The organism is Enterobacter sp. WP_7_1, assembly GCF_003688535.1.
Classification (GTDB): Bacteria; Pseudomonadota; Gammaproteobacteria; order Enterobacterales; family Enterobacteriaceae; genus Enterobacter; species Enterobacter asburiae.
This window is the reverse complement of sequence record NZ_REFK01000003.1, coordinates 482,253-506,407: the sequence shown is the minus strand read 5'-3', so window position 1 is coordinate 506,407 and position 24,155 is coordinate 482,253. Positions and strand designations below refer to the sequence as shown.

General features: G+C 57.7%; 26 protein-coding genes. 10 read left to right on the top strand and 16 right to left on the bottom strand.

The genetic code is table 11. The features are described 5' to 3' along the window. Positions 1 to 64 precede the first annotated feature (64 nt). From flhA to BJ885_RS15645, 5 genes are all read left to right on the top strand, one after another. Positions 65 to 2,137 (top strand): formate hydrogenlyase transcriptional activator FlhA, encoded by a 2,073-nt coding sequence (gene flhA / locus BJ885_RS15665; protein WP_121932273.1) that lies wholly within the window; start codon positions 65 to 67, stop codon positions 2,135 to 2,137. 153 nt (positions 2,138 to 2,290) lie between these two features. Beyond that, positions 2,291 to 3,289 carry an ABC transporter substrate-binding protein gene (locus BJ885_RS15660; RefSeq protein ID WP_059347755.1) on the top strand — a complete coding sequence of 333 codons (999 nt, stop codon included), beginning with the start codon at positions 2,291 to 2,293 and terminating at the stop codon, positions 3,287 to 3,289. Further along, complete coding sequence (locus BJ885_RS15655) at positions 3,289 to 4,326, top strand: iron ABC transporter permease (protein WP_121932272.1); 1,038 nt, start codon at positions 3,289 to 3,291, stop codon at positions 4,324 to 4,326. Before BJ885_RS15660 ends, BJ885_RS15655 begins: the two co-directional genes overlap by 1 nt. After that, positions 4,326 to 5,087, top strand: coding sequence for an ABC transporter ATP-binding protein (locus BJ885_RS15650; RefSeq protein ID WP_121932271.1), 762 nt, complete (start codon positions 4,326 to 4,328; stop codon positions 5,085 to 5,087). Before BJ885_RS15655 ends, BJ885_RS15650 begins: the two co-directional genes overlap by 1 nt. 16 nt (positions 5,088 to 5,103) lie before the next feature. Further along, complete coding sequence (locus tag BJ885_RS15645; protein ID WP_121932270.1) at positions 5,104 to 6,324, top strand: MFS transporter; 1,221 nt, start codon at positions 5,104 to 5,106, stop codon at positions 6,322 to 6,324. A gap of 5 nt (positions 6,325 to 6,329) precedes the next feature. Here BJ885_RS15645 and BJ885_RS15640 read toward each other — a convergent pair whose 3' ends face one another. Then, complete coding sequence (locus BJ885_RS15640) at positions 6,330 to 6,674, bottom strand: nitrous oxide-stimulated promoter family protein (protein WP_054830206.1); 345 nt, start codon at positions 6,672 to 6,674, stop codon at positions 6,330 to 6,332. 175 nt (positions 6,675 to 6,849) lie between these two features. Here BJ885_RS15640 and BJ885_RS15635 point away from each other — a divergent pair, with 175 nt between their 5' ends. Both BJ885_RS15635 and mutS read left to right on the top strand, forming a co-directional pair. After that, entirely contained in the window at positions 6,850 to 7,080 is a 231-nt protein-coding gene (locus BJ885_RS15635; protein ID WP_023308980.1) for a SymE family type I addiction module toxin, read from the top strand. 113 nt (positions 7,081 to 7,193) lie between these two features. After that, positions 7,194 to 9,755, top strand: coding sequence for a DNA mismatch repair protein MutS (gene mutS, locus BJ885_RS15630; RefSeq protein WP_121932269.1), 2,562 nt, complete (start codon positions 7,194 to 7,196; stop codon positions 9,753 to 9,755). A 139-nt stretch (positions 9,756 to 9,894) separates the two neighbouring features. Here mutS and BJ885_RS15620 read toward each other — a convergent pair whose 3' ends face one another. Genes BJ885_RS15620 through BJ885_RS15610 form a run of 3 tightly spaced genes read right to left on the bottom strand, consistent with a single transcriptional unit; the run spans position 9,895 to position 12,146 of the window. After that, on the bottom strand, positions 9,895 to 10,116 hold the full coding sequence (locus tag BJ885_RS15620) for a non-oxidative hydroxyarylic acid decarboxylases subunit D (RefSeq protein ID WP_003862116.1): 222 nt from the start codon (positions 10,114 to 10,116) through the stop codon (positions 9,895 to 9,897). A gap of 10 nt (positions 10,117 to 10,126) precedes the next feature. Further along, the gene (locus BJ885_RS15615; RefSeq protein WP_023308982.1) at positions 10,127 to 11,554 is read right to left on the bottom strand and encodes a non-oxidative hydroxyarylic acid decarboxylases subunit C; all 1,428 of its coding nucleotides are present in this window, start codon (positions 11,552 to 11,554) and stop codon (positions 10,127 to 10,129) included. Then, on the bottom strand, positions 11,544 to 12,146 hold the full coding sequence (locus tag BJ885_RS15610; protein WP_023308983.1) for a non-oxidative hydroxyarylic acid decarboxylases subunit B: 603 nt from the start codon (positions 12,144 to 12,146) through the stop codon (positions 11,544 to 11,546). Before BJ885_RS15610 ends, BJ885_RS15615 begins: the two co-directional genes overlap by 11 nt. Positions 12,147 to 12,318: 172 nt before the next feature. On the opposite strand from BJ885_RS15610, the gene BJ885_RS15605 reads away from it, so the two are divergent. Then, a complete protein-coding gene (locus tag BJ885_RS15605) occupies positions 12,319 to 12,726 on the top strand; it encodes a MarR family winged helix-turn-helix transcriptional regulator (RefSeq protein WP_023308984.1) in 408 nt (135 codons plus the stop codon). Here BJ885_RS15605 and BJ885_RS15600 read toward each other — a convergent pair. Then, positions 12,723 to 13,610 (bottom strand): LysR family transcriptional regulator, encoded by an 888-nt coding sequence (locus BJ885_RS15600; RefSeq protein ID WP_121932268.1) that lies wholly within the window; start codon positions 13,608 to 13,610, stop codon positions 12,723 to 12,725. The genes BJ885_RS15605 and BJ885_RS15600 overlap by 4 nt on opposite strands. Before the next feature lie 108 nt (positions 13,611 to 13,718). Between BJ885_RS15600 and BJ885_RS15595 the strand changes: the two genes are divergently transcribed. Together BJ885_RS15595 and BJ885_RS15590 are read left to right on the top strand one after the other, a co-directional pair. Continuing rightward, on the top strand, positions 13,719 to 14,921 hold the full coding sequence (locus BJ885_RS15595; RefSeq protein ID WP_121932267.1) for an MFS transporter: 1,203 nt from the start codon (positions 13,719 to 13,721) through the stop codon (positions 14,919 to 14,921). Next, the gene (locus BJ885_RS15590; RefSeq protein ID WP_121932266.1) at positions 14,918 to 15,295 is read left to right on the top strand and encodes a DUF4440 domain-containing protein; all 378 of its coding nucleotides are present in this window, start codon (positions 14,918 to 14,920) and stop codon (positions 15,293 to 15,295) included. The genes BJ885_RS15595 and BJ885_RS15590 overlap by 4 nt, the downstream gene beginning before the upstream one ends. Positions 15,296 to 15,347: 52 nt before the next feature. Here the strand turns inward: BJ885_RS15590 and rpoS are convergent, their stop codons facing one another. From rpoS to cysN, 11 genes are all read right to left on the bottom strand, one after another. Further along, entirely contained in the window at positions 15,348 to 16,340 is a 993-nt protein-coding gene (rpoS, locus tag BJ885_RS15585) for an RNA polymerase sigma factor RpoS (protein WP_008499600.1), read from the bottom strand. 59 nt (positions 16,341 to 16,399) lie between these two features. Continuing rightward, positions 16,400 to 17,524, bottom strand: a complete 1,125-nt coding sequence (gene nlpD / locus BJ885_RS15580; RefSeq protein WP_029741538.1) for a murein hydrolase activator NlpD — start codon at positions 17,522 to 17,524, stop codon at positions 16,400 to 16,402. Positions 17,525 to 17,640: 116 nt separating this feature from the next. After that, positions 17,641 to 18,267 carry a protein-L-isoaspartate(D-aspartate) O-methyltransferase gene (locus tag BJ885_RS15575; RefSeq protein WP_023333224.1) on the bottom strand — a complete coding sequence of 209 codons (627 nt, stop codon included), beginning with the start codon at positions 18,265 to 18,267 and terminating at the stop codon, positions 17,641 to 17,643. Further along, complete coding sequence (gene surE / locus BJ885_RS15570; protein WP_121932265.1) at positions 18,261 to 19,022, bottom strand: 5'/3'-nucleotidase SurE; 762 nt, start codon at positions 19,020 to 19,022, stop codon at positions 18,261 to 18,263. Before surE ends, BJ885_RS15575 begins: the two co-directional genes overlap by 7 nt. Next, positions 19,003 to 20,052: a tRNA pseudouridine(13) synthase TruD gene (gene truD / locus BJ885_RS15565; RefSeq protein ID WP_047059981.1), complete on the bottom strand. Its 1,050-nt coding sequence runs from the start codon at positions 20,050 to 20,052 to the stop codon at positions 19,003 to 19,005. Before truD ends, surE begins: the two co-directional genes overlap by 20 nt. Next, complete coding sequence (gene ispF / locus BJ885_RS15560) at positions 20,049 to 20,528, bottom strand: 2-C-methyl-D-erythritol 2,4-cyclodiphosphate synthase (protein ID WP_008499607.1); 480 nt, start codon at positions 20,526 to 20,528, stop codon at positions 20,049 to 20,051. The genes truD and ispF overlap by 4 nt, the downstream gene beginning before the upstream one ends. Then, the gene (gene ispD / locus BJ885_RS15555; protein WP_121932264.1) at positions 20,528 to 21,238 is read right to left on the bottom strand and encodes a 2-C-methyl-D-erythritol 4-phosphate cytidylyltransferase; all 711 of its coding nucleotides are present in this window, start codon (positions 21,236 to 21,238) and stop codon (positions 20,528 to 20,530) included. The genes ispF and ispD overlap by 1 nt, the downstream gene beginning before the upstream one ends. A gap of 19 nt (positions 21,239 to 21,257) precedes the next feature. Next, positions 21,258 to 21,569, bottom strand: a complete 312-nt coding sequence (ftsB, locus tag BJ885_RS15550; protein ID WP_008499609.1) for a cell division protein FtsB — start codon at positions 21,567 to 21,569, stop codon at positions 21,258 to 21,260. A gap of 166 nt (positions 21,570 to 21,735) precedes the next feature. Beyond that, the gene (locus tag BJ885_RS15545; RefSeq protein ID WP_008499610.1) at positions 21,736 to 22,062 is read right to left on the bottom strand and encodes a DUF3561 family protein; all 327 of its coding nucleotides are present in this window, start codon (positions 22,060 to 22,062) and stop codon (positions 21,736 to 21,738) included. A gap of 58 nt (positions 22,063 to 22,120) precedes the next feature. Beyond that, positions 22,121 to 22,726, bottom strand: a complete 606-nt coding sequence (gene cysC, locus BJ885_RS15540; protein WP_010434543.1) for an adenylyl-sulfate kinase — start codon at positions 22,724 to 22,726, stop codon at positions 22,121 to 22,123. Then, the gene (gene cysN / locus BJ885_RS15535) at positions 22,726 to 24,150 is read right to left on the bottom strand and encodes a sulfate adenylyltransferase subunit CysN (RefSeq protein ID WP_121932263.1); all 1,425 of its coding nucleotides are present in this window, start codon (positions 24,148 to 24,150) and stop codon (positions 22,726 to 22,728) included. Before cysN ends, cysC begins: the two co-directional genes overlap by 1 nt. Positions 24,151 to 24,155: the final 5 nt, after the last annotated feature.

The following is a 24,155-nucleotide window of genomic DNA, read 5'->3' as shown; positions in this document are numbered from 1 at the left end:
AACCGCGCCAAAAGCGGTCAGCACTGAATGTCTCTTTTTTTGCCAGTTTCTATTGGAAAGCAATATGCCGTATACACCGATGAGCGATCTTGGACAGCAGGGCCTGTTTGACATCACGCGCACACTTTTACAGCAGCCCGACCTCGGCGCGCTGAGCGATGCCCTGACCCGGCTGGTCAGGCAATCGGCGCTGGCGGACAGCGCCGCGATTGTGCTCTGGCATAGCGGAACGCACCGCGCGAGCTACTACTCAACGCGTGATAATGGCAAAACGTTTGAATACGAAGACGAAACGTATCTGGCGCATGGCCCGGTGCGCCGCATCCTCTCCCGTCCTGAAGTGCTGCACTGCAGCTTTGCGGAATTCCGCCAGGCGTGGCCGAGGCTGGCACAGAGCAACCTCTATCAGCCTTTCGGGCATTACTGCATGTTGCCGCTGGCGGCAGAGGGCCAGATTTTTGGCGGATGCGAGTTTATCCGCACGACCGACCAGCCCTGGAGCGAGGCGGAATACGAGCGCCTGCATACCTTTACCCAGATTGTGGCCGTCGTCGCGGAGCAGATCCAAAGCCGCGTCACCAATAACGTCGATTACGACCTGTTGAGCCGCGAGCGCGACAACTTCCGCATTCTGGTCGCCATCACCAACGCCGTGCTGTCACGGCTCGACATGGATGAGCTGGTCAGCGAAGTTTCGAAAGAGATCCACCACTATTTCAAAATCGACGCCATCAGCATTGCGCTTCGCGGCCATCGCAAGGGCAAGCTGAACATCTACTCCACGCATTATCTCGATGAAGCCAATCCGGCGCACGAGCAGAGCGAGGTAGACGAAGCGGGCACCCTTTCTGAACGGGTCTTCAAAAGCAAAGAGATCCTGCTGCTTAACCTGAACGAACAGGATCCTGTGGCCCCTTACGAGCGAATGCTGTTCAACACCTGGGGCAACAAAATCCAGACCTTGTGCCTGCTGCCGCTGATGTCCGGCAACACCATGCTGGGCGTGCTGAAGCTGGCGCAGTGTGAGGAAGGCGTGTTCACCACCGCCAACCTGAAGCTGCTGCGCCAGATCGCCGAGCGTATCTCTATTGCCCTGGATAACGCCCTCGCCTACCAGGAGATCCATCGCCTGAAAGAGCGGCTGGTGGATGAGAACCTGGCCCTGACCGAACAGCTCAACAACGTGGACAGCGAGTTTGGTGAAATCATCGGGCGCAGCGACGCCATGTACAGCGTGCTCAAGCAAGTTGAGATGGTGGCGCAGAGCGACAGCACGGTGCTGATCCTCGGCGAAACCGGTACGGGTAAAGAGCTGATTGCCCGCGCTATCCACAACCTGAGCAACCGCAACAGCCGACGGATGGTGAAGATGAACTGCGCGGCGATGCCCGCGGGTCTGCTGGAAAGCGATCTGTTCGGCCACGAGCGCGGCGCATTCACCGGGGCCAGCAGCCAGCGGCTGGGCCGCTTTGAGCTGGCGGACAAAAGCTCGCTGTTCCTCGACGAAGTGGGCGATATGCCCCTGGAGCTACAGCCGAAACTGCTGCGCGTCCTGCAGGAGCAGGAGTTTGAGCGCCTTGGCAGCAACAAGCTTATCCAGACCGACGTGCGGCTGATTGCCGCCACCAACCGCGACCTGAAAAAAATGGTCGCCGACCGCGAGTTTCGCAGCGACCTTTACTATCGCCTGAACGTCTTCCCAATCTGCCTGCCGCCGCTGCGCGAACGCCCGGAGGATATCCCCCTGCTGGTCAAAGCCTTTACCGCGAAGATCGCGCGTCGGATGGGGCGAAACATCGACAGTATTCCTGCCGAGACGTTGCGCACCCTTTCATCGATGGAATGGCCCGGCAACGTGCGCGAGCTGGAAAACGTCATCGAACGCGCGGTGCTGCTGACGCGCGGTAACGTGCTGCAACTCTCCCTGCCTGAGGTTACGCTTCCTGACGTGACCGCGCCCGCCGCGGAAACAGCAAAAGAGGGAGAAGATGAATATCAGCTCATTATGCGCGTGCTGAAAGAGACCAACGGCGTGGTCGCCGGGCCAAAAGGTGCCGCCCAGAGACTGGGGGTAAAACGCACCACGCTGCTGTCACGCATGAAGCGTCTCGGGATTGATAAAGAAAGCCTCATTTAAGGCCTTATTCCGGCGGTGTTTTTCTGACACCGCCTTTTGTTCCCCTGCGTAATTGTCCCTCATTGACACAAAATCGTTTCCTCTGTATAAAATTCCGCCTTAATAATGAGTTTCATTTGCATCAATAATAATTTTAATGAAGGGTAGCGTTTCATGAAAAAGGTCATCTGCGCGTTAGGCCTGGCGATTGCGTCGGTCGGTTCTGCTCTGGCAACCACCTATCCCCTGACGATTGAAAACTGTGGCTACAAAGAGACGTTCACCAAAGCGCCAGAACGCGTCGTGGCCCTGGGCCAGAATACCGTCGAAATTTTGCTCCTGCTGGGCCTGGAAGATAAGGTGAAGGCCAGCGCCTTCTGGCCGACCAAAGTGCTGCCGCAGCTGGCGGAACAGAACGCAAAAATCAAAACCCTGACGGTCGAAATCCCGACCCTTGAATCCGTTCTTGCGCAAAATCCTGACTTTGTCCCCGCACAGTCCCCCCTGCTGCTGGGGCCGGAAAGTAAGGTCGCAAAACGTGACGATTTGAAGACCCTGGGCGTGAACAGCTACGTGTCCCCGGGCATGTGCGCGACCAAAAAAGCCACCGGCGATATGTACGGCAGCCGCCAGAAACTGTGGGATATGACCTATCTCTATAAAGAGATTGAGGATTTCGCCAAAATCTTTAACGTTGAAGACCGCGGTCAGGCCGTTATTGCCGATTTCAAAAAACGCGAGGCCGACCTGCGTAAGGAATTCGGCAAGAATAAAAAAGACCTTTCGTTTGTCTTCTGGTTCTCCAGTTCATCCCCTTCTGCGGACGCCTACGTCGGCGGTAAAAATAGCCCCTCCGGGTTTATCGCCAGCCTGATGGGCGGTCATAACGCCATTACGTCCGAGACCGAATGGCCAACCGTGGGTTGGGAAAGCATTATTGCCGCCAATCCGGATGTCATTGTGGTGTCCAGCCTGGACCGCAACCGCTGGGCGCTGGATAACGCGGAAGAAAAAATCAAATTCCTGAAAAGCGATCCCGCAGTCAGCCAGCTGGACGCGGTGAAGAAAGGCCATATCGTGGTGATGGACGGCCAGGCGATGAACCCGACGATTCGCACGATTTACGGAGCTGAGCAGGTTGGCGAACAGCTCAGAAAGCTGGGGCTGAACTGATGACAACCGCCGTTCTTCAGGTCCGGCAGAGCCTGGTTCTGACCACCTCTGCTCTGCTTGCCGTCGTCCTGCTGTTGCTAGTGATCGCCCTCGGCGTCAGCGTCGGCGAGCTGTCGATTCCGCTGTCCAACGTCTTTTACGCTATTGGCAATAAGCTGGGGCTGACCGAGGTTCCGCTCACCCGCATCTATGAGAGCGTGATCTGGGACTTTCGCCTGAGCCGCGCGCTGGTGGCGGCCTGCTGCGGCGCGGGGCTGGCGATCTGCGGTGCCGTATTGCAGAGCCTGCTGAAGAACGCGCTGGCGGAACCTTACGTGCTCGGCGTGTCGGCTGGTGCCTCAACCGGGGCGGTGTCGGTCGTCGTATTGGGGATTGGCACCGGTGCGGTGTCGCTCTCTGCGGGCGCGTTTGCCGGGGCGTTTGCCGCCTTTGCGTTTGTCGCGTTTCTGACGAACGGCGCGCGCGGGGGGAATGAACGTACCATTCTGGCAGGGGTCGCCGCCTCTCAGCTGTTCAACGCCATTACTGCCTACACCATCAGCACCTCCGCCAGCGCCCAGCAGGCGCGCGACGTGATGTTCTGGCTGCTGGGCAGCTTCAGCGGCGTTCGCTGGCCGGAATTCCAGCTGGCGCTGGTGGTCGTGCTGGCGGGCCTTGCCGTCTGTCTTTACTATTCCCGGGCGCTGGATGCCTTCACGTTCGGTGATGATGCCGCCGCCTCTTTAGGCATTGCCGTCCCGTGGGTTCGCCTGACGCTCTTTACCACTACCGCGCTGATTACCGCGACGATTGTCAGCATGGCGGGCTCAATCGGCTTTGTCGGGCTGGTGGTGCCGCACGTGATGCGTTTCCTGTTCGGGCCGCTGCACCGCACGCTGCTGATTGCCAGCGCGCTGGCAGGGGCGATCCTGATGGTGCTGGCAGACATTGCCTCGCGCATGCTGATTGCGCCGCAAAGCCTGCCCGTCGGCGTAGTCACCGCGCTGGTTGGCGTCCCCTTCTTTGCAGTGATTATCTACCGTTCAAGGAATAAGTGATGAGTATCTGCGCTGAAAATATTACCTGGAAGGTAGGCAAAAAAGTCATCGTTAATGACGTCTCGCTGAAGGTTTCCCGGGGGGAAACGGTAGGACTGCTTGGCCCTAACGGCTGCGGTAAATCGTCTCTTTTACGGATCCTCGCGGGGCTTCGTCGCCCGGATGCTGGCTGCGTTACCGTGGACGGGCAGGACATCTCTCGCATCGCCAAAAAGCAGCTTGCCCGCCGGGTCGCCTTTGTGGAACAGCACGGGATGACGGACGCCAACATGCGCGTGCGCGACGTGGTGAAACTTGGGCGTATTCCGCACCACTCCGCTTTTTCCAACTGGAGCAACCACGATGACGAAACCGTCACCGCCGCCCTGCAGCGCGTGGATATGCTGGATAAAAGCGACCAGGGCTGGCTGAGCCTCTCCGGCGGCGAGCGCCAGCGCGTACATATTGCCCGCGCGCTGGCTCAGACCCCAACGGAAATCCTGCTGGACGAACCGACCAACCACCTCGACATTCATCATCAGATGCAGCTGATGCAGTTGATCAGCGAATTACCGGTCACCAGCATTGTCGCTATCCACGATCTCAACCACGCCTCGATGTTCTGCGACTCGCTGATTGTGATGCAGAAAGGGCAAATTGTGGCGACGGGGACACCGCAGGACATCTTATCCGAGTCGCTGTTGTGGGATGTCTTCCGGGTCAAAACCAAAATTGAGATCTCGCCGTTCCATGGCAAAAAGCATATCCACTTTATCGTTTAGGGGCGAGTGAACAACGATGCCCCTTCGCCCTGCCACTACGCTCTGGCCGCCCGTCTTACTGGGTAGCCAGTTTGTTTTCAACATTGGCTTTTACGCCGTCGTACCCTTCCTGGCGATATTCCTGCGCGACGACATGCTGCTCTCCGGCGGGCTGATCGGGCTGATCCTGGGCCTGCGCACGTTCTCTCAGCAGGGTATGTTTATCGTCGGTGGTGCGCTCTCGGACCGGTTTGGCGCGAAAGTGATTATCCTGAGCGGCTGTATTGTTCGTGTTTCAGGCTATCTGCTGCTGGCCTTCGGGGAATCACTGTGGCCGATTATTTTGGGCGCGTGTCTGACGGGCGTTGGCGGCGCATTGTTCTCTCCCTCGATTGAGGCACTGCTGGCAAAAGCGGGCACTCATAGCGAGGCAAAAGGCAAACGAAGCCGGGCGGAGTGGTTTGCGCTCTTTGCCGTCTGTGGAGAACTCGGCGCGGTACTGGGCCCGGTTGCTGGCGCCCTGCTCACCGGGCTGGGTTTTCGTCAGGTGGCGCTGGCGGGGGCAGGCGTCTTTGTCATTGCGCTAGTGGTGCTCTACTTTTGCCTGCCCACTGCTGGTCACCGTTCACAAACGCTGAAAATACAGCCCTGGTGGACAACGTTCCGTCAGCCGCGCTTTGTCGCCTTTATCATTGCCTACAGTTCATGGCTGTTAAGCTATAACCAGCTTTATCTGGCGCTGCCGGTGGAGATCCAGCGTTCTGGCGGTAACGAGAAAGATCTCGGCCCGCTTTTTATGCTGGCCTCCGTTCTGATCATCATCTTACAGCTGCCGCTGGCGCGCTTCGCCCGTCGCGTGGGCGCGGTGAGAATTCTGCCGGTGGGATTTTTGCTGCTGTCAGCCGCCTTTGCGAGCGTGGCGACGTTCGCCCCGATGACGCCGCCGGAAGGCTGGCTGCGCTTACTGCCTTCTGTCTGTTTTGTGACGCTGTTGACGCTGGGGCAAATGCTGCTGGTGCCATCGGCTAAAGATCTGATCCCCCGGTTTGCGGAGGAATCCACGCTTGGCGCGCACTACGGGGCACTCGCCACCGCCGGAGGCATTGCGGTACTCGCTGGAAACCTGTTATTTGGCAGCCTGCTGGATCGCGCGCTGGTGCCCTCGACGCAGGCAATGTATCCCTGGCTGCTGCTGGCCCTTTTCCCGCTCTGCAGCGCGCTGGCCCTGAACGTGATTTGCCGCCCGCTGAGACGCTGAACCGATCACTTTTTCGGACGGTACTTCTCCGGCAGTTCCGGTACGGGACGACGGTCATCCATCAGATGGCGAACGGTCAGAATGGGATGACGCCATAACATACGCGGGCCTGCCCAGCGCATAACCTGCTTCATCTCTTCACGTCTGGCAGGCTGGTAGCAGTGTACTGGGCACTGCTTGCAGGCAGGCTTTTCCTCACCGAAAACGCATTTATCCAGGCGCTTATCGGCATAAGCGTTGAGCGCCTGATAGTGCCCTTCCTCCTGAGATGCCTGCGGACACTGCTTTTCATACATCGCGATCATTTTCGCGATGGTCTCTTTTTCTCGTGAGATGCGTTTACCGGACATAGCGGATTACCGAATAATAAAGTGTATTAATAATACACCTTTCAACGCTGAATTTCAGCGGTTGCATTTCGTTTCCTGAAGCCTGATTCCAGTTTTAGCCCTGCTCCGGCCAACAATCACTGGTATTTTATACAGGCATCAGAAATGACCTTTGTCCGTGTTATCTGGAGACCCTATGCAAGAGCTCGCGATCGGCAAACCCTATCGCCATTTAAAAGTGGGATATTTTAGAAAGCGCCATGAAGACCGCAATACCAAGATACCGAAGCGCTACAGCGTGCATGCGGCGCTGAGCTTAAAAGGTGACTGGCTTGAAAAAGCGGGATTTACGACCCATTCTCGAGTCAGGGTGGGCGTCGAGCATGGAAAAATTGTCATCGAATTAATGTCGGAAGATGCCTCGTAAAGCCACGACATTTTTCTGCGCCGGACCTTTTTTTCATGCGACAATAGAAGGAACAAACGGCCATTGAGCCCATCAAAACGGTTTATTTTCAAAGGAATGGACATCATAACTCCATGAGCACAATCGACAATTTCGACGCACATACGCCGATGATGCAGCAGTATCTGAAGCTGAAAGCACAGCATCCGGAAATCCTGCTGTTTTACCGTATGGGCGATTTTTACGAGCTATTTTATGACGATGCTAAGCGTGCATCGCAGCTGCTCGACATCTCGCTGACCAAACGTGGCGCATCGGCAGGCGAACCCATTCCTATGGCAGGTATCCCGCACCACGCGGTAGAAAACTACCTGGCGAAGCTGGTGAATCAGGGCGAATCCGTTGCCATCTGCGAACAGATCGGCGATCCGGCGACCTCAAAAGGCCCGGTGGAACGCAAAGTCGTGCGCATCGTCACGCCTGGCACCATCAGTGATGAAGCCCTGTTACAGGAGCGCCAGGATAACCTGCTGGCAGCGCTGTGGCAGGACGGTAAAGGGTTTGGCTACGCGACGCTGGATATTAGCTCCGGACGTTTTCGTCTGAGTGAACCGGCTGACCGTGAAACGATGGCTGCCGAACTGCAGCGCACCAACCCGGCAGAATTGCTCTATGCCGAAGATTTCGCCGAAATGGCGCTGATTGAAGGTCGTCGCGGGTTACGCCGTCGTCCGCTGTGGGAATTCGAAATTGATACCGCGCGCCAGCAGCTGAATCTGCAGTTTGGCACCCGCGATCTGATTGGCTTTGGCGTTGAAAACGCACCGCGCGGGCTATGTGCGGCCGGTTGTCTCCTGCAGTACGTGAAAGATACCCAGCGCACCGCCCTGCCGCATATCCGCTCTATCACCATGGAGCGCCAGCAGGACAGCATCATCATGGATGCTGCCACGCGCCGTAACCTGGAGATCACGCAGAACCTGGCGGGTGGCGTAGAAAATACGCTCGCGTCGGTCCTCGACAGTACGGTTACGCCAATGGGCAGCCGCATGCTGAAACGCTGGCTGCATATGCCGATCCGCAATACCGAGACGCTGGTTTGCCGTCAGCAGACGATTGCCGCGCTGCAGGATCGCTATACCGAACTGCAGCCGGTTCTGCGCCAGGTGGGCGATCTTGAGCGTATCCTTGCTCGTCTGGCACTGCGAACAGCACGACCACGCGACCTCGCGCGGATGCGTCATGCATTCCAGCAGCTGCCGGAACTGCGCGCGCAGTTGAGTGACGTTGACAGCGCGCCGGTACAGAAACTCCGCGAAACCATGGGCGAATTTACCGAGCTTCGCGAACTGCTGGAGCGCGCCATTATCGATGCGCCTCCGGTTCTGGTGCGTGATGGCGGCGTGATTGCCCCAGGCTACAACGAAGAGCTGGACGAATGGCGCGCGCTGGCCGACGGTGCGACGGACTACCTCGATAAGCTGGAAATCCGCGAGCGCGAGCGTCTTGGACTCGACACCCTGAAAGTGGGATATAACGCGGTACACGGTTACTACATTCAGATCAGCCGCGGGCAGAGCCACCTGGCGCCGATTCACTACGTGCGTCGCCAGACGTTGAAAAACGCCGAACGCTACATCATTCCTGAACTGAAAGAGTACGAAGACAAAGTCCTCACCTCGAAAGGAAAGGCGCTGGCCCTGGAAAAACAGCTGTATGACGAGCTGTTTGACATGCTGATGCCGCACCTGGGCGACCTGCAGCAGAGCGCCAGCGCGCTGGCGGAGCTGGACGTGCTGGTCAATCTGGCAGAACGCGCTGAAACGCTGAACTATACCTGCCCGACCTTTACCGATAAGCCTGGCATTCGCATCACTGAAGGCCGTCACCCGGTGGTAGAGCAGGTGCTCAACGAACCGTTCATCGCCAACCCTCTGAGCCTGTCACCGCAGAGAAGAATGCTGATCATTACCGGTCCGAACATGGGCGGTAAGAGTACCTATATGCGTCAGACGGCGCTGATTGCCCTGCTCGCGTATATCGGCAGCTACGTTCCGGCGCAAAACGTGGAGATTGGCCCCATCGACCGCATCTTTACCCGCGTTGGGGCAGCGGACGATCTGGCGAGCGGACGCTCAACCTTCATGGTCGAGATGACCGAAACGGCAAACATTCTGCATAACGCGACGGAGCACAGCCTGGTGCTGATGGACGAAGTCGGACGCGGAACGTCAACCTATGATGGTCTGTCCCTGGCATGGGCCTGTGCGGAAAGCCTTGCGAATAAAATCAAGGCCATGACGCTGTTTGCCACCCATTATTTCGAACTGACGCAGCTGCCGGAGAAAATGGAAGGGGTTGCGAACGTTCATCTGGATGCGCTGGAGCACGGCGATACCATTGCCTTCATGCACACGGTGCAGGATGGCGCGGCGAGCAAGAGCTATGGCCTGGCCGTCGCGGCGCTGGCAGGCGTACCGAAAGAGGTGATCAAGCGCGCGCGTCAGAAACTGCGTGAACTGGAAAGCCTTTCACCGAATGCGGCGGCGACGCAGATTGATGGTACGCAGATGTCGCTGCTGATTCCTGCGGAAGAGACGTCGCCTGCGGTGGAAGCGCTGGAGAATCTCGACCCGGATTCACTGACGCCGCGTCAGGCGCTGGAGTGGATTTATCGGTTGAAGAGTCTGGTTTAGTTTTCTGCGGTCTTTTGCCCGGTGGCGCTGCGCTTACCGGGCCTACCGCGTTTGTAGGCCGGGTAAGGCGAAGCCGCCACCCGGCAAAACAAAGCGCACAATTTTATAGCCCGGTAAGCGTAGCGCCATCGGGCTTTTTTTATAGCAGCGGCGGGATCGTCGGCACCTGCGGTGCCTCATCAATATCCTTCTGCGTCATACGGAACGCTTCCGGATAGTGCTCGCGGCTGGTGCGGCGCAGCGGTTCGGTATCGCGCCAGGTATACAAACAATGCTGGCACTGATAAACGGTCCAGACCCCTTTTACCGGCGACGTCGCCATCACTTCAATATGCTCATCGGCACAACGTGGACAAATCATCTTTTCCTCCTTATTGACGTGCTGCCAGCATCGCGGTCAGTTTTTCAGCCCAGGCTTTGGTTTCAGGCAGATCCTGTACCGGCTGACTGTAGTGGCCCCGGGTGTCCGGCGCGACAGGCGTGGTGGCATCGATAATCAGCTTGTCGGTAATGCCTGCCGGGCTGGAACCGGGATCGAGTTCAAGGACCGACATGTTCGGCAGCTGCACCAGATCCCCTGCCGGGTTCACTTTTGACGACAGCGCCCACATTACCTGCGGGAGGTTGAACGGATCGACATCCTCATCCACCATGATTACCATCTTCACGTAGCCCAGACCGTGCGGCGTGGTCATGGCGCGTAAACCGACCGCGCGGGCAAAACCGCCGTAGCGTTTTTTGGTGGAGATAATCGCCAGCAGACCGTGGGTGTACATCGCATTCACCGCCTGCACTTCCGGAAACTCCGCTTTAAGCTGCTGGTAGAGCGGCACGCAGGTAGCCGGTCCCATCAGATAGTCAATCTCGGTCCACGGCATGCCGAGGTAGAGCGACTCAAAAATCGGTTTGGTGCGGTAAGAAACTTTGTCGATACGGACAACCGTCATGTTACGGCCACCGGAATAGTGTCCGGTAAACTCGCCAAACGGCCCCTCGATTTCCCGCTTGCGGCCTTCAATCACCCCTTCCAGAATCACTTCAGAACCCCACGGCACATCGAAGCCGGTCAGCGGCGCGGTGGCAATCGGGTACGGGCTTTCACGCAGCGCGCCGGCCATTTCATACTCGGACTGATCGTATTTCAGCGGCGTGGCGCCCATCAGGGTGATGATCGGGTCGTTGCCCAGCGTAATCGCAATCGGCAGGTCTTCACCACGCTCTTCCGCTTTGTGCAGATGCAGGGCGATATCGTGCATCGGAACCGGCTGGAGGCCGAGCTTGCGCTTGCCCTTCACTTCCATACGGTAGATCCCGACGTTCTGCTTGCCGAAGTGGTCCGGGTCGAGCGGGTCGCGCGAGACAACGCACGCTTTATCGAGATAAAAACCGCCGTCACCGTCGTTCAGGCGAAACAGCGGCAGGATATCGAACAGGTTAATGTCCTCCCCGTCGACCGTATTCTGCGCCCAGGCCGGGTTAGCGCGGCGCTCCGGCGTGACGGGGAATTTATCCCAGCGGCGGATAAACTCGTCGATCTGTTTTTTAACCGGGGTGTTCGCAGGCAGCCCCATCGAAATGGCGTGGTTCTGCCAGGAGCCGATGGTGTTCATCACCACGCGGGCATCGGTAAAGCCACGAATGTTGTCGAACCACAGCGCGGGCGCGCCGTCGCCAATGCGGCCGGTCGCGTTGGCTGCCGCCGCCAGATCGGGCTCGGCGTTAACCTCTTCCTCAATTTTCAGCAGTTGCCCTTGCTCATCGAGCGCCTGCAGGAAGCTTCTCAAATCATCAAATGCCATCTTTATTCTCCTGTGCAAAATGTTTCGCCTCCCGCAGCCCGTTCCAGCGGCGCGCCTTTTTATGCTCCAGACCGAACTGGTCGAGCACGCGGGTCACGATGTGCTGGGTAATGTCATCGGCGGTTTGCGGGTGGTTGTAATAGGCTGGCATGGGCGGCACCATCGCCACGCCCATGCGGGAAAGGGCAAGCATGTTCTCAAGATGAATGGTGCTGAGCGGCGTTTCACGGGGAACCAATACCAGCTTGCGCCCCTCTTTCAGCACCACGTCCGCCGCGCGTCCCACCAGCCCTTCGGCGTAGCCCGCGCGGATACCCGCCAGCGTTTTCATGCTGCAGGGAATGACGATCATGCCGTCGGTGCGAAACGAGCCGGAGGAGATGGTGGCGGCCTGGTCAGCCGGACTGTGGACAACGTCAGCCAAAGCAGCAACGTCCTGCGCGGTGTAAGGCGTTTCCAGCTCAATGGTGGTTTTTGCCCACTTAGACATCACCAGATGCGTCTCCACCTCCGGCATTTCCCGAAGCGCCTGCAGCAGCGCCACGCCCAGCGGTGCGCCCGTTGCCCCCGTCATTCCTACTATCAATCTCATTCATCACCTCAATTATTTGTTCGTACACGAACATTATAAATAAGCTACTCCAGGATCGTTTTCCTGGCAAGATCGTTCGCATACGATCACACGAATGGCTAAAAGATGCCGCGTTAAAATTGAGAGCAATAGCGGCTATCATAGGGGAGAGATTTTTTCCGTCGGAGTGTTCATGGAACTAAGACAAGAGGCGTTCCACCTGTTACGTCAGCTTTTTCAACAGCATACCGCGCAGTGGCAACATGCCTTACCGGAACTGACCAAGCCACAGTATGCGGTGATGCGCTCTATTGCCGAGCATCCGGGTATTGAACAGGTGGCGTTGACCGAAGTGGCGGTCAGCACGAAAGCGACCCTGGCGGAGATGCTCAGCCGCATGGAGGCGCGCGGTCTGGTCAAACGCGAGCACGATCCGGCCGATAAGCGCCGCCGGTTTGTCTTCCTGACGCCAGAAGGTGAAGCCCTGCTTGCTGGCTGTAAACCGGTTGGCAACGAGGTGGATGAGGCGTTTTTAGGACGTCTTAACAAGGCCGAGCGGGAGCAGTTCTCCGCGCTCATCAAAAAGATGATGCACGATTAATTCACGCTGGCGCGCATAAAATCAATAAAGGTGCGCACTTTCGCTGACACATGCCGGGCATCAGGATAAACCGCATAGATGCCCTGCCGCGCAAAGTTATATCCCGGTAAAACCGGGACCAGTTTTCCCGCATCAAGCGCATCGCGCGCCAGCCATTCCGGCAGTAACGCCACGCCTCCGCCAGCAAGTGCAAAGGCCATAAGGGCCTGAGCGCTGTCGGCAAACAGGCGCGGCGCTTTTTTTATCTCCAGCGTTTCAGGCGCACCGCTGGCATCCTTCACCTGCCAGCGCAGCGGCGAGGCCAGACGCTCGTGAATAATCCAGTCCGCGTGGGCCAGCTGTGCAAGCGTTTCGATCGGATGGTTAACCAGCCACCCGGGCGTCGCGACGGGGAGAATGGAGAAGTGCGCAATCAGCGCGGCGTGGTTGCGCGAATCGGCAAGCGTTCCCAGCCGGATGGCTACGTCAAAGCGCTCCGAGATAAGATCGGCGTGCAGGGACGACGAAACGTGCCGCACGCGAAGATCAGGGTGCTGCTGGCTAAACCTGGCCAGCAGCGGCACCACCACCTGTGAGCCATACTCGGGCGTAGTCGTGATCCGCAGTTCGCCAGTAAGCCCCGCATGATTCGCGCGGACATCATCCTGCAGCCGTTCCGCATCCTTCAGAAGCGCCACGCTGCGCTGATGAAATAGCGCGCCCGCCTCGGTTAACGTCAGACGGCGGGTGGAGCGCAGCAGCAGCGTAACGCCCAGCTCATCTTCTAGCTGGCGAATATTGAAGCTGACCACGGCTTTTGTCAGCCCCATTGCCTCGGCTGCGGCAGTGAAACTGCCGGTGTCGGCCACCGCGACAAACATCTGAGCCCGCTGCAGGTTAATCATCATCACGCCTTTTACTGTCAAAATATTTTTGACAGTATATCGCGCTTTGTCAGGTTTATCCGTGCTTCCCGGATCGATACGATACGCCACCTCACCGGAGGATCCACCATGACGTATCGCAGCAAAGTCGCCGTTGTTTATCTGCTGGGCTTTTTTCTTGATTTAATAAATATGTTTATTGCCAGCGTCGCCTTCCCGGCAATGGCCCACGCGTTTAACACCACGCCTTCAGCCCTCGCCTGGGTCAGCAACGGCTACATAGCCGGCCTGACGCTGGTGATCCCGTTCAGCAGCGTGCTTACGCGACGAATCGGGCCTAAGGGCGTCATCCTGCTCTCGCTTTTTCTGTTCAGCGCAGCCTCCGCTGCGGCGGGCCTGTCTGCAACGCTTGAAAGCCTGATCGCCTGGCGAGCGATCCAGGGCGTGGGTGGAGGTTTACTGATCCCCGTCGGACAGGCGCTGACCTGGCAACAGTTTAAGCCTCACGAGCGTGCCCGACTCTCCTCGGCGGTGATGCTGGTGGCGTTGCTTGCCCCGGCCTGCTCCCCTGCTATCGGAGGCCTGCTAGTGCAGACGCTAAGCTGGCGATGGATATTTTTCGCCACGCTACCGGTCGCTATCGTGACCTTTGTTTTGGCCTGCCTGTGGCTTAAACACGAGATGCCCGCGATGAAAGCGGCCAGACCGCTAAACCTGTCGTTGCTCGCGGACCCGCTTTTGCGTTTTTCGATGCTTGTTTATTTATGCGTTCCCGGCGTATTTATTGGGGTGAACGTCACGGGCATGTTTTATCTTCAGCATGTGGCGAACATGAGCCCCGCCGCAACGGGGATGCTCATGCTGCCGTGGTCCATGGCATCGTTTATCGCCATCACGGCAACGGGACGCTATTTTAACCGCATCGGCCCCCGACCGCTGATCGTCATCGGCTGCCTGCTGCAGGCGACGGGTATCCTGCTTTTGATTAACGTCAGTTCGGCTACGCTGCTGCCTGCCGCTGCGTTTACCCTGATGGGCGCGGGGGGAAGCCTGTGCAGCAGTACGGCTCAGAGCAGCGCTTTTCTGACGACGCGCCGGGAAGAGATGCCGGATGCCAGCGCGCTGTGGAATCTTAATCGTCAGCTGAGCTTTTTTGCCGGAGCCCTGCTGCTGGCGCAGGCGCTGAACCTGGCGCAGGCCTGGCTGACACCGCTCGCCGCCTGGCACGGGATGTTTATTTTTGCCGCAGGCATGACCTTGCTGCCTGTACTGTACGTTTTTCGTCTTAACAATACGCAGGTGCTCACCCAGCTGCGACAGGAGAATTCATGACGCCTTTCGAACACGACATAATCGACCTCCACATTGCGCTCGAAGACTGGTTAGGCAAAGGTGAAGGTGATTCCGACGCCCTCCTCGCCCGCTTCAGCCCGGATTTTCTGATGATCCCGCCGGGTGGCGCTCATATCGACTATGCCGGTCTGGTCAGTTTTCTGGAAAAACAGCGCGGAAGCCGTCCCGGACTAAAGATCGTCATTGACGAATTATCCACGATCCAGCAATGGGATCGTGGCGCGGTGCTCCACTACCGGGAGACGCAAAACCGGCCGGACCTGCCCGTCAACGTGCGCTGGTCAACCGCGGTGCTCAATCAGGAAGGCGATCGGATAGTGTGGCGTCTGCTGCACGAAACGGCTAAGCCGTAGCGCAAAAGAAAAAGGCCCGTCTCACGACGGGCCTTTTTTGACGAAAGGTTGCTTATTCGCGGAACAGCGCTTCGATATTCAGACCTTGCCCCTGCAGGATTTCACGCAGGCGGCGCAGACCTTCAACCTGAATCTGACGAACACGTTCACGGGTCAGGCCAATTTCGCGGCCGACGTCTTCCAGTGTCGCAGCTTCATACCCCAGTAAACCGAAACGACGTGCCAGCACTTCACGCTGTTTGGCGTTCAGCTCGAACAGCCATTTGACGATGCTCTGTTTCATGTCATCGTCCTGCGTGGTGTCTTCCGGACCGTTGTCTTTTTCATCGGCCAGGATGTCCAGCAGCGCTTTTTCGGAGTCGCCACCCAGCGGGGTGTCAACGGAGGTAATGCGCTCGTTGAGACGCAGCATACGGCTAACGTCATCAACCGGTTTATCGAGTTGCTCGGCAATCTCTTCTGCGCTTGGCTCGTGGTCCAGTTTATGGGACAACTCGCGCGCGGTGCGCAGATAAACGTTCAACTCTTTGACGATGTGAATCGGCAGGCGGATCGTACGGGTCTGGTTCATAATAGCCCGTTCGATGGTCTGACGAATCCACCAGGTCGCGTAGGTTGAGAAACGGAACCCGCGTTCCGGGTCAAACTTCTCAACTGCGCGGATGAGACCTAAGTTGCCCTCTTCAATCAGATCCAGCAGAGCCAGACCACGATTGCCGTAACGGCGGGCAATTTTCACGACCAGTCGCAGGTTACTTTCAATCATGCGACGACGCGAGGCTACATCACCACGCAAAGCACGACGTGCGAAATAGACTTCTTCTTCGGCCGTTAGCAGTGGGGAGTAACCAATCTCCCCAAGGTAAAGCTGAGTCGCGTCCAGTACACGCTGTGTGGCGCCCTGCGATAACAGCTCTTCTTCAGCCAAATCGTTATCACTGGGTTCCTCTTCTACTAAGGCTTTTTCGTCAAAAGCCTCTACTCCGTTCTCATCAAATTCCGCGTCTTCATTTAAATCATGAACTTTCAGCGTATTCTGACTCATAAGGTGGCTCCTACCCGTGATCCCTGAACGAGACACCCTGGCTGGCATGCCCCGTCAAATTATCGCTGCGGCAAATACTGCAGCGGGTTTACGGATTTCCCCTTGTAACGAATTTCAAAATGCAAGCGTGTAGAACTGGTTCCGGTGCTACCCATGGTAGCGATTTTTTGCCCCGCCTTAACTTCTTGTTGTTCCCGGACCAGCATTGTGTCGTTATGGGCGTAGGCACTCAGGTAATCATCGTTATGTTTGATGATAATAAGATTACCGTAACCGCGCAGAGCGTTACCGGCATACACAACGCGCCCGTCTGCGGTCGCGATGATAGCCTGTCCTTTACTCCCTGCGATATCGATCCCTTTATTTCCCCCCTCGGAGGAAGAGAAGTTCTCGATAACCTTGCCGTCAGTTGGCCAGCGCCATGCAGAGATTGGCGAACTGGAGGTCATACTGCTGGCAGTCGGTTCAGTAGAGCTAACCACAGGTGCCGTAACCGGTGCTGTGACAACAGTCGCAGTCCCTTTATTATTCGGCAACATTTTGTTAGCAGTCTGATCACCTGAATCCTCAGAATACGTAATTACAGGTTGTGAAGCAACCACCGTGGTGGATTTTTGTGCAGGCTTAACGCTGTTATTTTGAGCCGTCACATCGGCCGCTGAAACGGTGTTGCCAGGCGTAAGCGGCGTGCCCGTTGCGTTGCCCACCTGGAGCGTTTGCCCGACTTCCAGACCGTACGGGGCCTGGACGTTATTGCGCTGCGCGAGGTCACGGAAATCGTTCCCGGTGATCCACGCAATATAGAACAGCGTATCGCCGCGTTTCACGGTATAGGTGCTGCCACCGGTATAGCTGCCTTTCGGAATGTTCCCATACTGACGGTTATAGACTATGCGGCCATTTTGGGTCTGAACAGGCTGTTCCACTGGCTGAATCTGTGTCGGCTGCGTCATTGGACGCTGAACCGGCTGGATTGGCGGATTTTGTTGCGCCGTAGAGGTACCCATTTTAGGCGGAGGAGTGATCAACATTCCGCTGGACGTGTTACCCGAGCCGCTGTTTCCGCCGACAGAACTGACGGGTGCAGGCGCGTTGTTAGAACTTGTACAGCCTGCCAGCCAGAGCGAAACCAGTGATAATGCCGCAACACGGCTGATGGTGAATTTAGGGCTTCCCGCGCTCATTTATCCCCCAGGAATGTGTTAACTACCAGTGACTTAAAATTTACCGTGATGACACGAATCTTTCGCGCCACACCATACGCTGAATTTGCCTTAATAACCCTGGATAATTCCGAGTCTCAGGCCAACTCCCCCTTTACCAGAGGCACAAAGCGCACGGCTTCCACGGTGTCGATAATAAACTCGCCGCCGCGCCGACGAACGCGCTTCAAAAGCTGCTGCTCGTCCCCGACGGGCAGAACAAGAATGCCCCCCTCATCCAGCTGCGACAACAGGGCCGCAGGAATTTCAGGCGGGGCCGCCGTCACGATGATCGCGTCAAACGGCGCGCGCGCCTTCCAACCCTGCCATCCATCACCGTGTCGTGTCGAAACATTATGTAAATCAAGTTGTTTCAGGCGACGACGCGCCTGCCACTGTAAACCTTTAATCCGCTCAACGGAGCATACATGATGAACCAGATGCGCCAGGATCGCGGTTTGATACCCCGACCCGGTGCCAATCTCCAGCACGCGGGAGTCGGGCGTCAGCTCCAGCAGCTCCGTCATGCGCGCCACCATGTAAGGCTGCGAAATCGTCTGGCCCTGTCCGATGGGCAGCGCTACGTTTTCCCACGCTTTGTGTTCAAACGCCTCGTCTACAAATTTCTCACGCGGAACCTGAGCAAGCGCTTCAAGCACGTGCTCGTCGCGGATCCCCTGCGCGCGGAGTTGTTCCAGAAGAGTTTGTACACGTTTGTTTACCATTGCGCGTTCACTCCTGCGCGATCCAGCCAGCCCGACACCACATCATGCGCGCTATACGCGGTTAAATCTACGTGCAACGGGGTAACCGAAACATAGCCTTCATCTACGGCGGCAAAGTCGGTATCCGGACCCGCATCGCACTTATCGCCGGGAGGGCCAATCCAGTAAAGCGTGTTGCCGCGAGGATCCTGCTGCGGGATCACCTGATCGGCAGGGTGTCGACTCCCGCAACGGGTGACGCGAATGCCTTTAATTTCGTCGAGGGGAAGATCCGGCACGTTGATGTTGAGGATGCGTCCGGTACGCAACGGCTCGCGGCCGAGCGCCCGCAGGATCGAACAGGTCACCGCGGCGGCGGTGTCGTAGTGCGTGTGGCCGTTTAACGAGACCGCCAGCGCCGGGAACCCCAGATGGCGCCCTTCCATTGCGGCCGCCACGGTGCCAGAGTAAATCACGTCATCGCCAAGGTTAGGACCGGCGTTAATGCCGGAAACAACAATATCCGGACGCGGCCGCATCAGCGTGTTCACGCCCAGAAAAACGCAGTCGGTTGGCGTACCCATCTGCACGGCAATATCGCCATTTTCAAAGGTAAAGGTGCGAAGCGACGACTCCAGCGTCAGAGAGTTAGACGCTCCACTGCGGTTACGATCGGGCGCCACGACCTGCACGTCCGCAAATTCGCGGAGGTGTTTCGCCAGGGTCTGAATGCCTGGCGCGTGGATCCCGTCATCGTTACTCAGCAATATTCGCATAATCACCCGAGGTGTTGATAAGTTCCCTGACAACACTGGTGGCAAAGCTACCTGCCGGTAGCCAGAAGCGTAACTCGACGGTTACGTCATCCCACCAGTTCCAGCTTAACTGCTGCGGATAGAGCAGCATCGCGCGGCGTGCCGCTTCGACTTTTTCCCGCACCAGCAAGGACTGCAATTCTGGCGCATCCGCTACGGCTGACTGCTCGGCGGCCAGCGCGTCGCCCTGTGTTCCCCAGTCGCCCGTACCCGGCAACGCGGCGGTAATCATCAGCGCTTTTGCGTCCACGCGCGACTGCACATCGGCCATTTCTTCGGCCGTTGCCACAAACCAGCTTCCGCGTCCCGCTAATTGTAGCGCATCGCCAACAACAACTTGATTCGCGTCCGGTTTTTTCAGCCTTTCGCTCACAATCTGATTAAACAACGCGCTGCGGGCCGCCGACAACCAAAAACTGCGTTTATTCCTGTCGCGCACCGGGGCATCGCTTTGCGCCCAGCGCAGCGCGCCCTGCAGGTTGCTGCCGCCAATGCCAAAGCGCTGCGCGCCAAAGTAGTTCGGTACGCCGCGTTCACTGATAGCGTTCAGACGTTTTTCAACATCTTCGCGGTGGGACACTTCACGCAGCACCAGCGTAAAGTCGTTCCCCTTCAACGCCCCCAGACGCAGTTTGCGCTTGTGGCGGGCGAACTCCAGTACCTTACAGCCTTCAAGCTCAAATTTGCTTAAATCAGGCATCGTATTGCCGGGAACGCGCGCGCAGAGCCACTGTTCCGTGACGGCGTGTTTATCTTTCTGTCCGGCAAAGCTCACTTCGCGGGCATGAATTTTGAGGAATTTTGCCAGCGCGTCGGCCACAAAGCGGGTATTGCAGCCATTTTTCAGAATACGCACCAGGATATGTTCGCCTTCGCCATCCGGCTCAAAGCCCAGATCCTCCACCACGAGAAAATCTTCCGGGCTGGCTTTCAGCACCCCGGTCCCCTGCGGTTTACCGTGCAGGTACGTCAGGTTGTCGAAGTCCGTCATTTGCTCGCCTTCACCAGCAGCGCCACGGCCTCACAGGCAATCCCTTCACCACGCCCGGTAAAGCCCAGCTTCTCGGTCGTCGTCGCTTTGACGTTCACGTCGTCCATATGACAGCCCAGATCTTCTGCAATAAACACGCGCATCTGCGGAATGTGCGGCAGCATTTTCGGGGCCTGGGCAATAATCGTCACGTCGACGTTGCCGAGGGTGTAACCTTTCGCCTGAATGCGGCGCCACGCTTCGCGCAGCAGCTCGCGGCTGTCCGCTCCTTTGAATGCCGGGTCGGTGTCCGGGAACAGCTTGCCGATGTCACCCAGCGCGGCAGCGCCCAACAGCGCGTCGGTCAGCGCATGCAGTGCCACGTCGCCATCAGAATGCGCCAGCAGTCCTTTTTCATAGGGAATGCGCACGCCGCCAATGATAATTGGGCCTTCTCCGCCAAAGGCGTGTACATCAAAACCGTGTCCAATTCGCATTATGCCTTCTCCTGATGGGTCGAACGGGTAAGATAAAATTCCGCGAGCTGTAAATCTTCCGGACGCGTCACTTTTATATTATCAGCGCGTCCTTCAACAAGCTCAGGGTGGAAACCGCAATACTCCAGCGCGGAGGCTTCGTCCGTGATGGTCGCGCCTTCTTTAAGCGCACGCGTTAGGCAGTCGTGGAGTAATTCGCGGGGGAAAAATTGTGGCGTCAGCGCGTGCCATAAATCGACGCGATCGACGGTGTGGGCGATAGCCTGTTTGCCCGGCTCGGCGCGCTTCATGGTGTCGCGCACCGGTGCGGCCAGAATCCCACCAACCTTGCTTGTTTCGCTCAGGGCCAGCAGGCGCGCAAGGTCGTCCTGATGCAGGCAAGGACGCGCCGCGTCATGCACCAGCACCCACGACGCGTTTCCGGCGGCCTGAATGCCCGCCAGCACGGAATCGGCGCGCTCGACGCCACCGTCAACGACGGTAATGTGTGGATGATTTGCCAGCGGCAGCTGCGCGAAGCGCGCATCACCAGGGCTGATAGCGATGATCACACGCGTCACACGCGGGTGCGCCAGCAGCGCCGCCACGGCGTGCTCGAGGATCGTTTTATCGCCAATAGAGAGGTACTGCTTGGGACATTCTGTCTGCATGCGCCGGCCAAAACCTGCGGCCGGCACCACGGCGCATACGTCCGAAAAAGTTACTGCCATGTCGTAATCCTGGGCCTGATTATCGATTGTTTTGTGCTGAGCCCTGATTGCGTTTAGACGCATCCGGAACCAGACGATAAAAGGTTTCGCCCGGCTTAGTCATACTGAGTTCATTGCGTGCGCGTTCCTCAATCGCCTCTTGCCCGCCATTGAGGTCATCAATTTCAGCAAAGAGTTGATCGTTTCGCGCCTTAAGTTTGGCGTTTGTTGCCTGCTGAGCCGCGACGTCATCGCTCACCCGGCTATAGTCGTGCAGTCCGTTCTTACCGAACCACAGCGAATATTGCAGCCAGATTAGCAAAGCCAGCAACAGCAGCGTTAGTTTACCCATCCTGCCCCCTGAAAAACGGCATCATCATCCCAAGACTTCCCCAGAGCACTACGCCGGGGTAACAGAGATGCCGCAACATCGCGGGCAAATGTACCACATTTTTTCCGCAGAATCGTCCTGCACAATATCGTTACACAGTTGGTTACGGTTTGAATTATGGCTGAAGTTAGCCCATGAGCCACAAAAATAACAGACCAAACATCAGAACCACCGTCACAATCGTGACCACGGTGCTGTAGAGGAGCTTGCCGTTGAGCAGAGAGTGCAGCGCAATGCCGACAACAACCGCCACGGGCATCAACGCCAGAAAGAAAGGCCAGGTGTAGAGAAAGAAGAACAGCGTGTTGCCGCCGTAGATAAGAAACGGAATGCCAAGCGCCAGCAGCCATGAGACGAAGCCAATGATGGCCCCAGGAAATGACCAGGTCGTTTCGTCGTCGGTCGCTAGCGGCTCCGACCCGGTGGTGGTGATGTAATGTTCACTGTTGCGCATAGCTAATCCTGTGACCGTGACTCATCGTTCGGGAAGACAGCTCCCGAACGATACCGCCTCAGGATCTGATAATATCGTCCCGTCTGAGCAGGTCTAATAATTGGCTTACTAAATTTGTTACCAATTGTTGACCTTCCAGGTGAATTTCAGGCGATTCAGGCGCTTCGTATACCGCGTCAATTCCGGTGAAGTTGCGCAGCTCTCCGGCACGCGCTTTCTTGTACAGCCCTTTCGGGTCGCGCGCTTCGCAAATCTCCAGCGGCGTATCGACAAACACCTCGATAAAGCGATCCTGGCCCACGCGTTCGCGCACCATCTGGCGCTCGGCGCGGTGCGGAGAGATAAACGCGGTCAGCACCACCAGCCCGGCGTCAGCCATCAGGCTGGCGACTTCGCCCACCCGGCGGATGTTCTCTTTGCGGTCATCGTCGCTAAACCCTAAATCGCTGCACAGGCCGTGACGCACGTTATCGCCGTCCAGCAGGTACGTGCTTACGCCCTGCTGATGCAACGCCTCTTCCAGCGCGCCTGCCACCGTCGATTTACCCGAGCCGGACAGCCCGGTAAACCACAGCACAACCCCACGGTGACCGTGGAGCTGTTCGCGCTGGGCGACGGTGACCGGATGAGGATGCCAGACGACGTTCTCATCATGGGCGGCCATTACTTGCCTCCCAGCAGATCGCGTGCGCCCCAGTGCGGGAAGTGTTTACGCACCAGCGCGTTCAGTTCCAGCTCGAAGGCGCTGAATTCAGACGTCGCGGCAGCCTGTTTAATCGGTTCGCGAACCATACCGGCCCCGACGGTAACGTTGGTCAGCCTGTCGATAAAGATCAGCCCTCCCGTGACCGGGTTCTGCTGATACGGATCCAGCACCAGCGGTTCGTCGAAGGTCAGATCGACCAGACCGATGCCGTTCAGCGGCAGCTCGGTGACGTCACGCTGGGTCAGGTTGTTGATATCCACCTGGAACTGAATACCGTCCACGCGGGCGCGGGTTTTCTTGCCGGCAATTTTGATGTCATAGCTCTGGCCAGCGGTCAGCGGCTGTTCTGCCATCCAGACCACGTCCACGGAAGCCCCCTGCACTGCCACCAGCGTTTCCTGCGCGTCGACCAGCAGGTCGCCCCGGCTGATATCAATTTCGTCTTTCAGCACCAGCGTTACGGCTTCACCGGCGCCCGCTTCCTGCAGGTCACCGTCGAAGGTGACGATGCGGGCGATGGTCGATTCAACGCCGGATGGCAGCACCTTGACGCGCTGACCTACCTTCACGGAGCCTGACGCGAGGGTGCCTGAGAAGCCGCGGAAATCGAGGTTTGGACGGTTCACGTACTGCACCGGGAAGCGCATCGGCTGGGTGTCGACCACGCGCTGGATTTCAACGGTTTCCAGCACCTCCAGCAGCGTAGGACCGCTGTACCACGGCATGTTCGCGCTCTGGGAGGCGACGTTATCCCCTTCCAGCGCCGAGAGCGGTACAAAGCGGATATCCAGGTTACCCGGCAGCTGTTCGGCAAAGGTTAAATAGCTCTGGCGGATCGCCTCGAACTTCTCTTCGCTAAAGCCCACCAGGTCCATCTTGTTGACCGCCACCACCAGGTGTTTGATCCCCAGCAGCGTCGAGATAAAGCTGTGACGACGAGTCTGATCCAGCACGCCTTTACGCGCGTCCATCAGCAGGATCGCCAGGTCGCAGGTGGAGGCGCCGGTCGCCATGTTACGGGTGTACTGCTCGTGCCCTGGCGTGTCGGCAATAATAAATTTGCGCTTCTCGGTAGAGAAGTAGCGGTAGGCCACGTCGATGGTGATGCCCTGCTCGCGCTCCGCCTGCAGGCCATCCACCAGCAGGGCCAGGTCGAGTTTTTCACCCTGGGTGCCGTGACGCTTGCTGTCGTTGTGCAGGGAAGAGAGCTGATCTTCGTAAATCTGGCGCGTATCGTGCAGCAGGCGGCCAATCAGGGTACTTTTCCCGTCATCCACGCTGCCGCAGGTCAGAAAACGCAGCAGGCTTTTGTGTTGTTGCGCGTGCAGATACGCTTCCACGCCGCCTTCGTTGGCAATTTGTTGAGCAATAGTGGTGTTCATGGCGG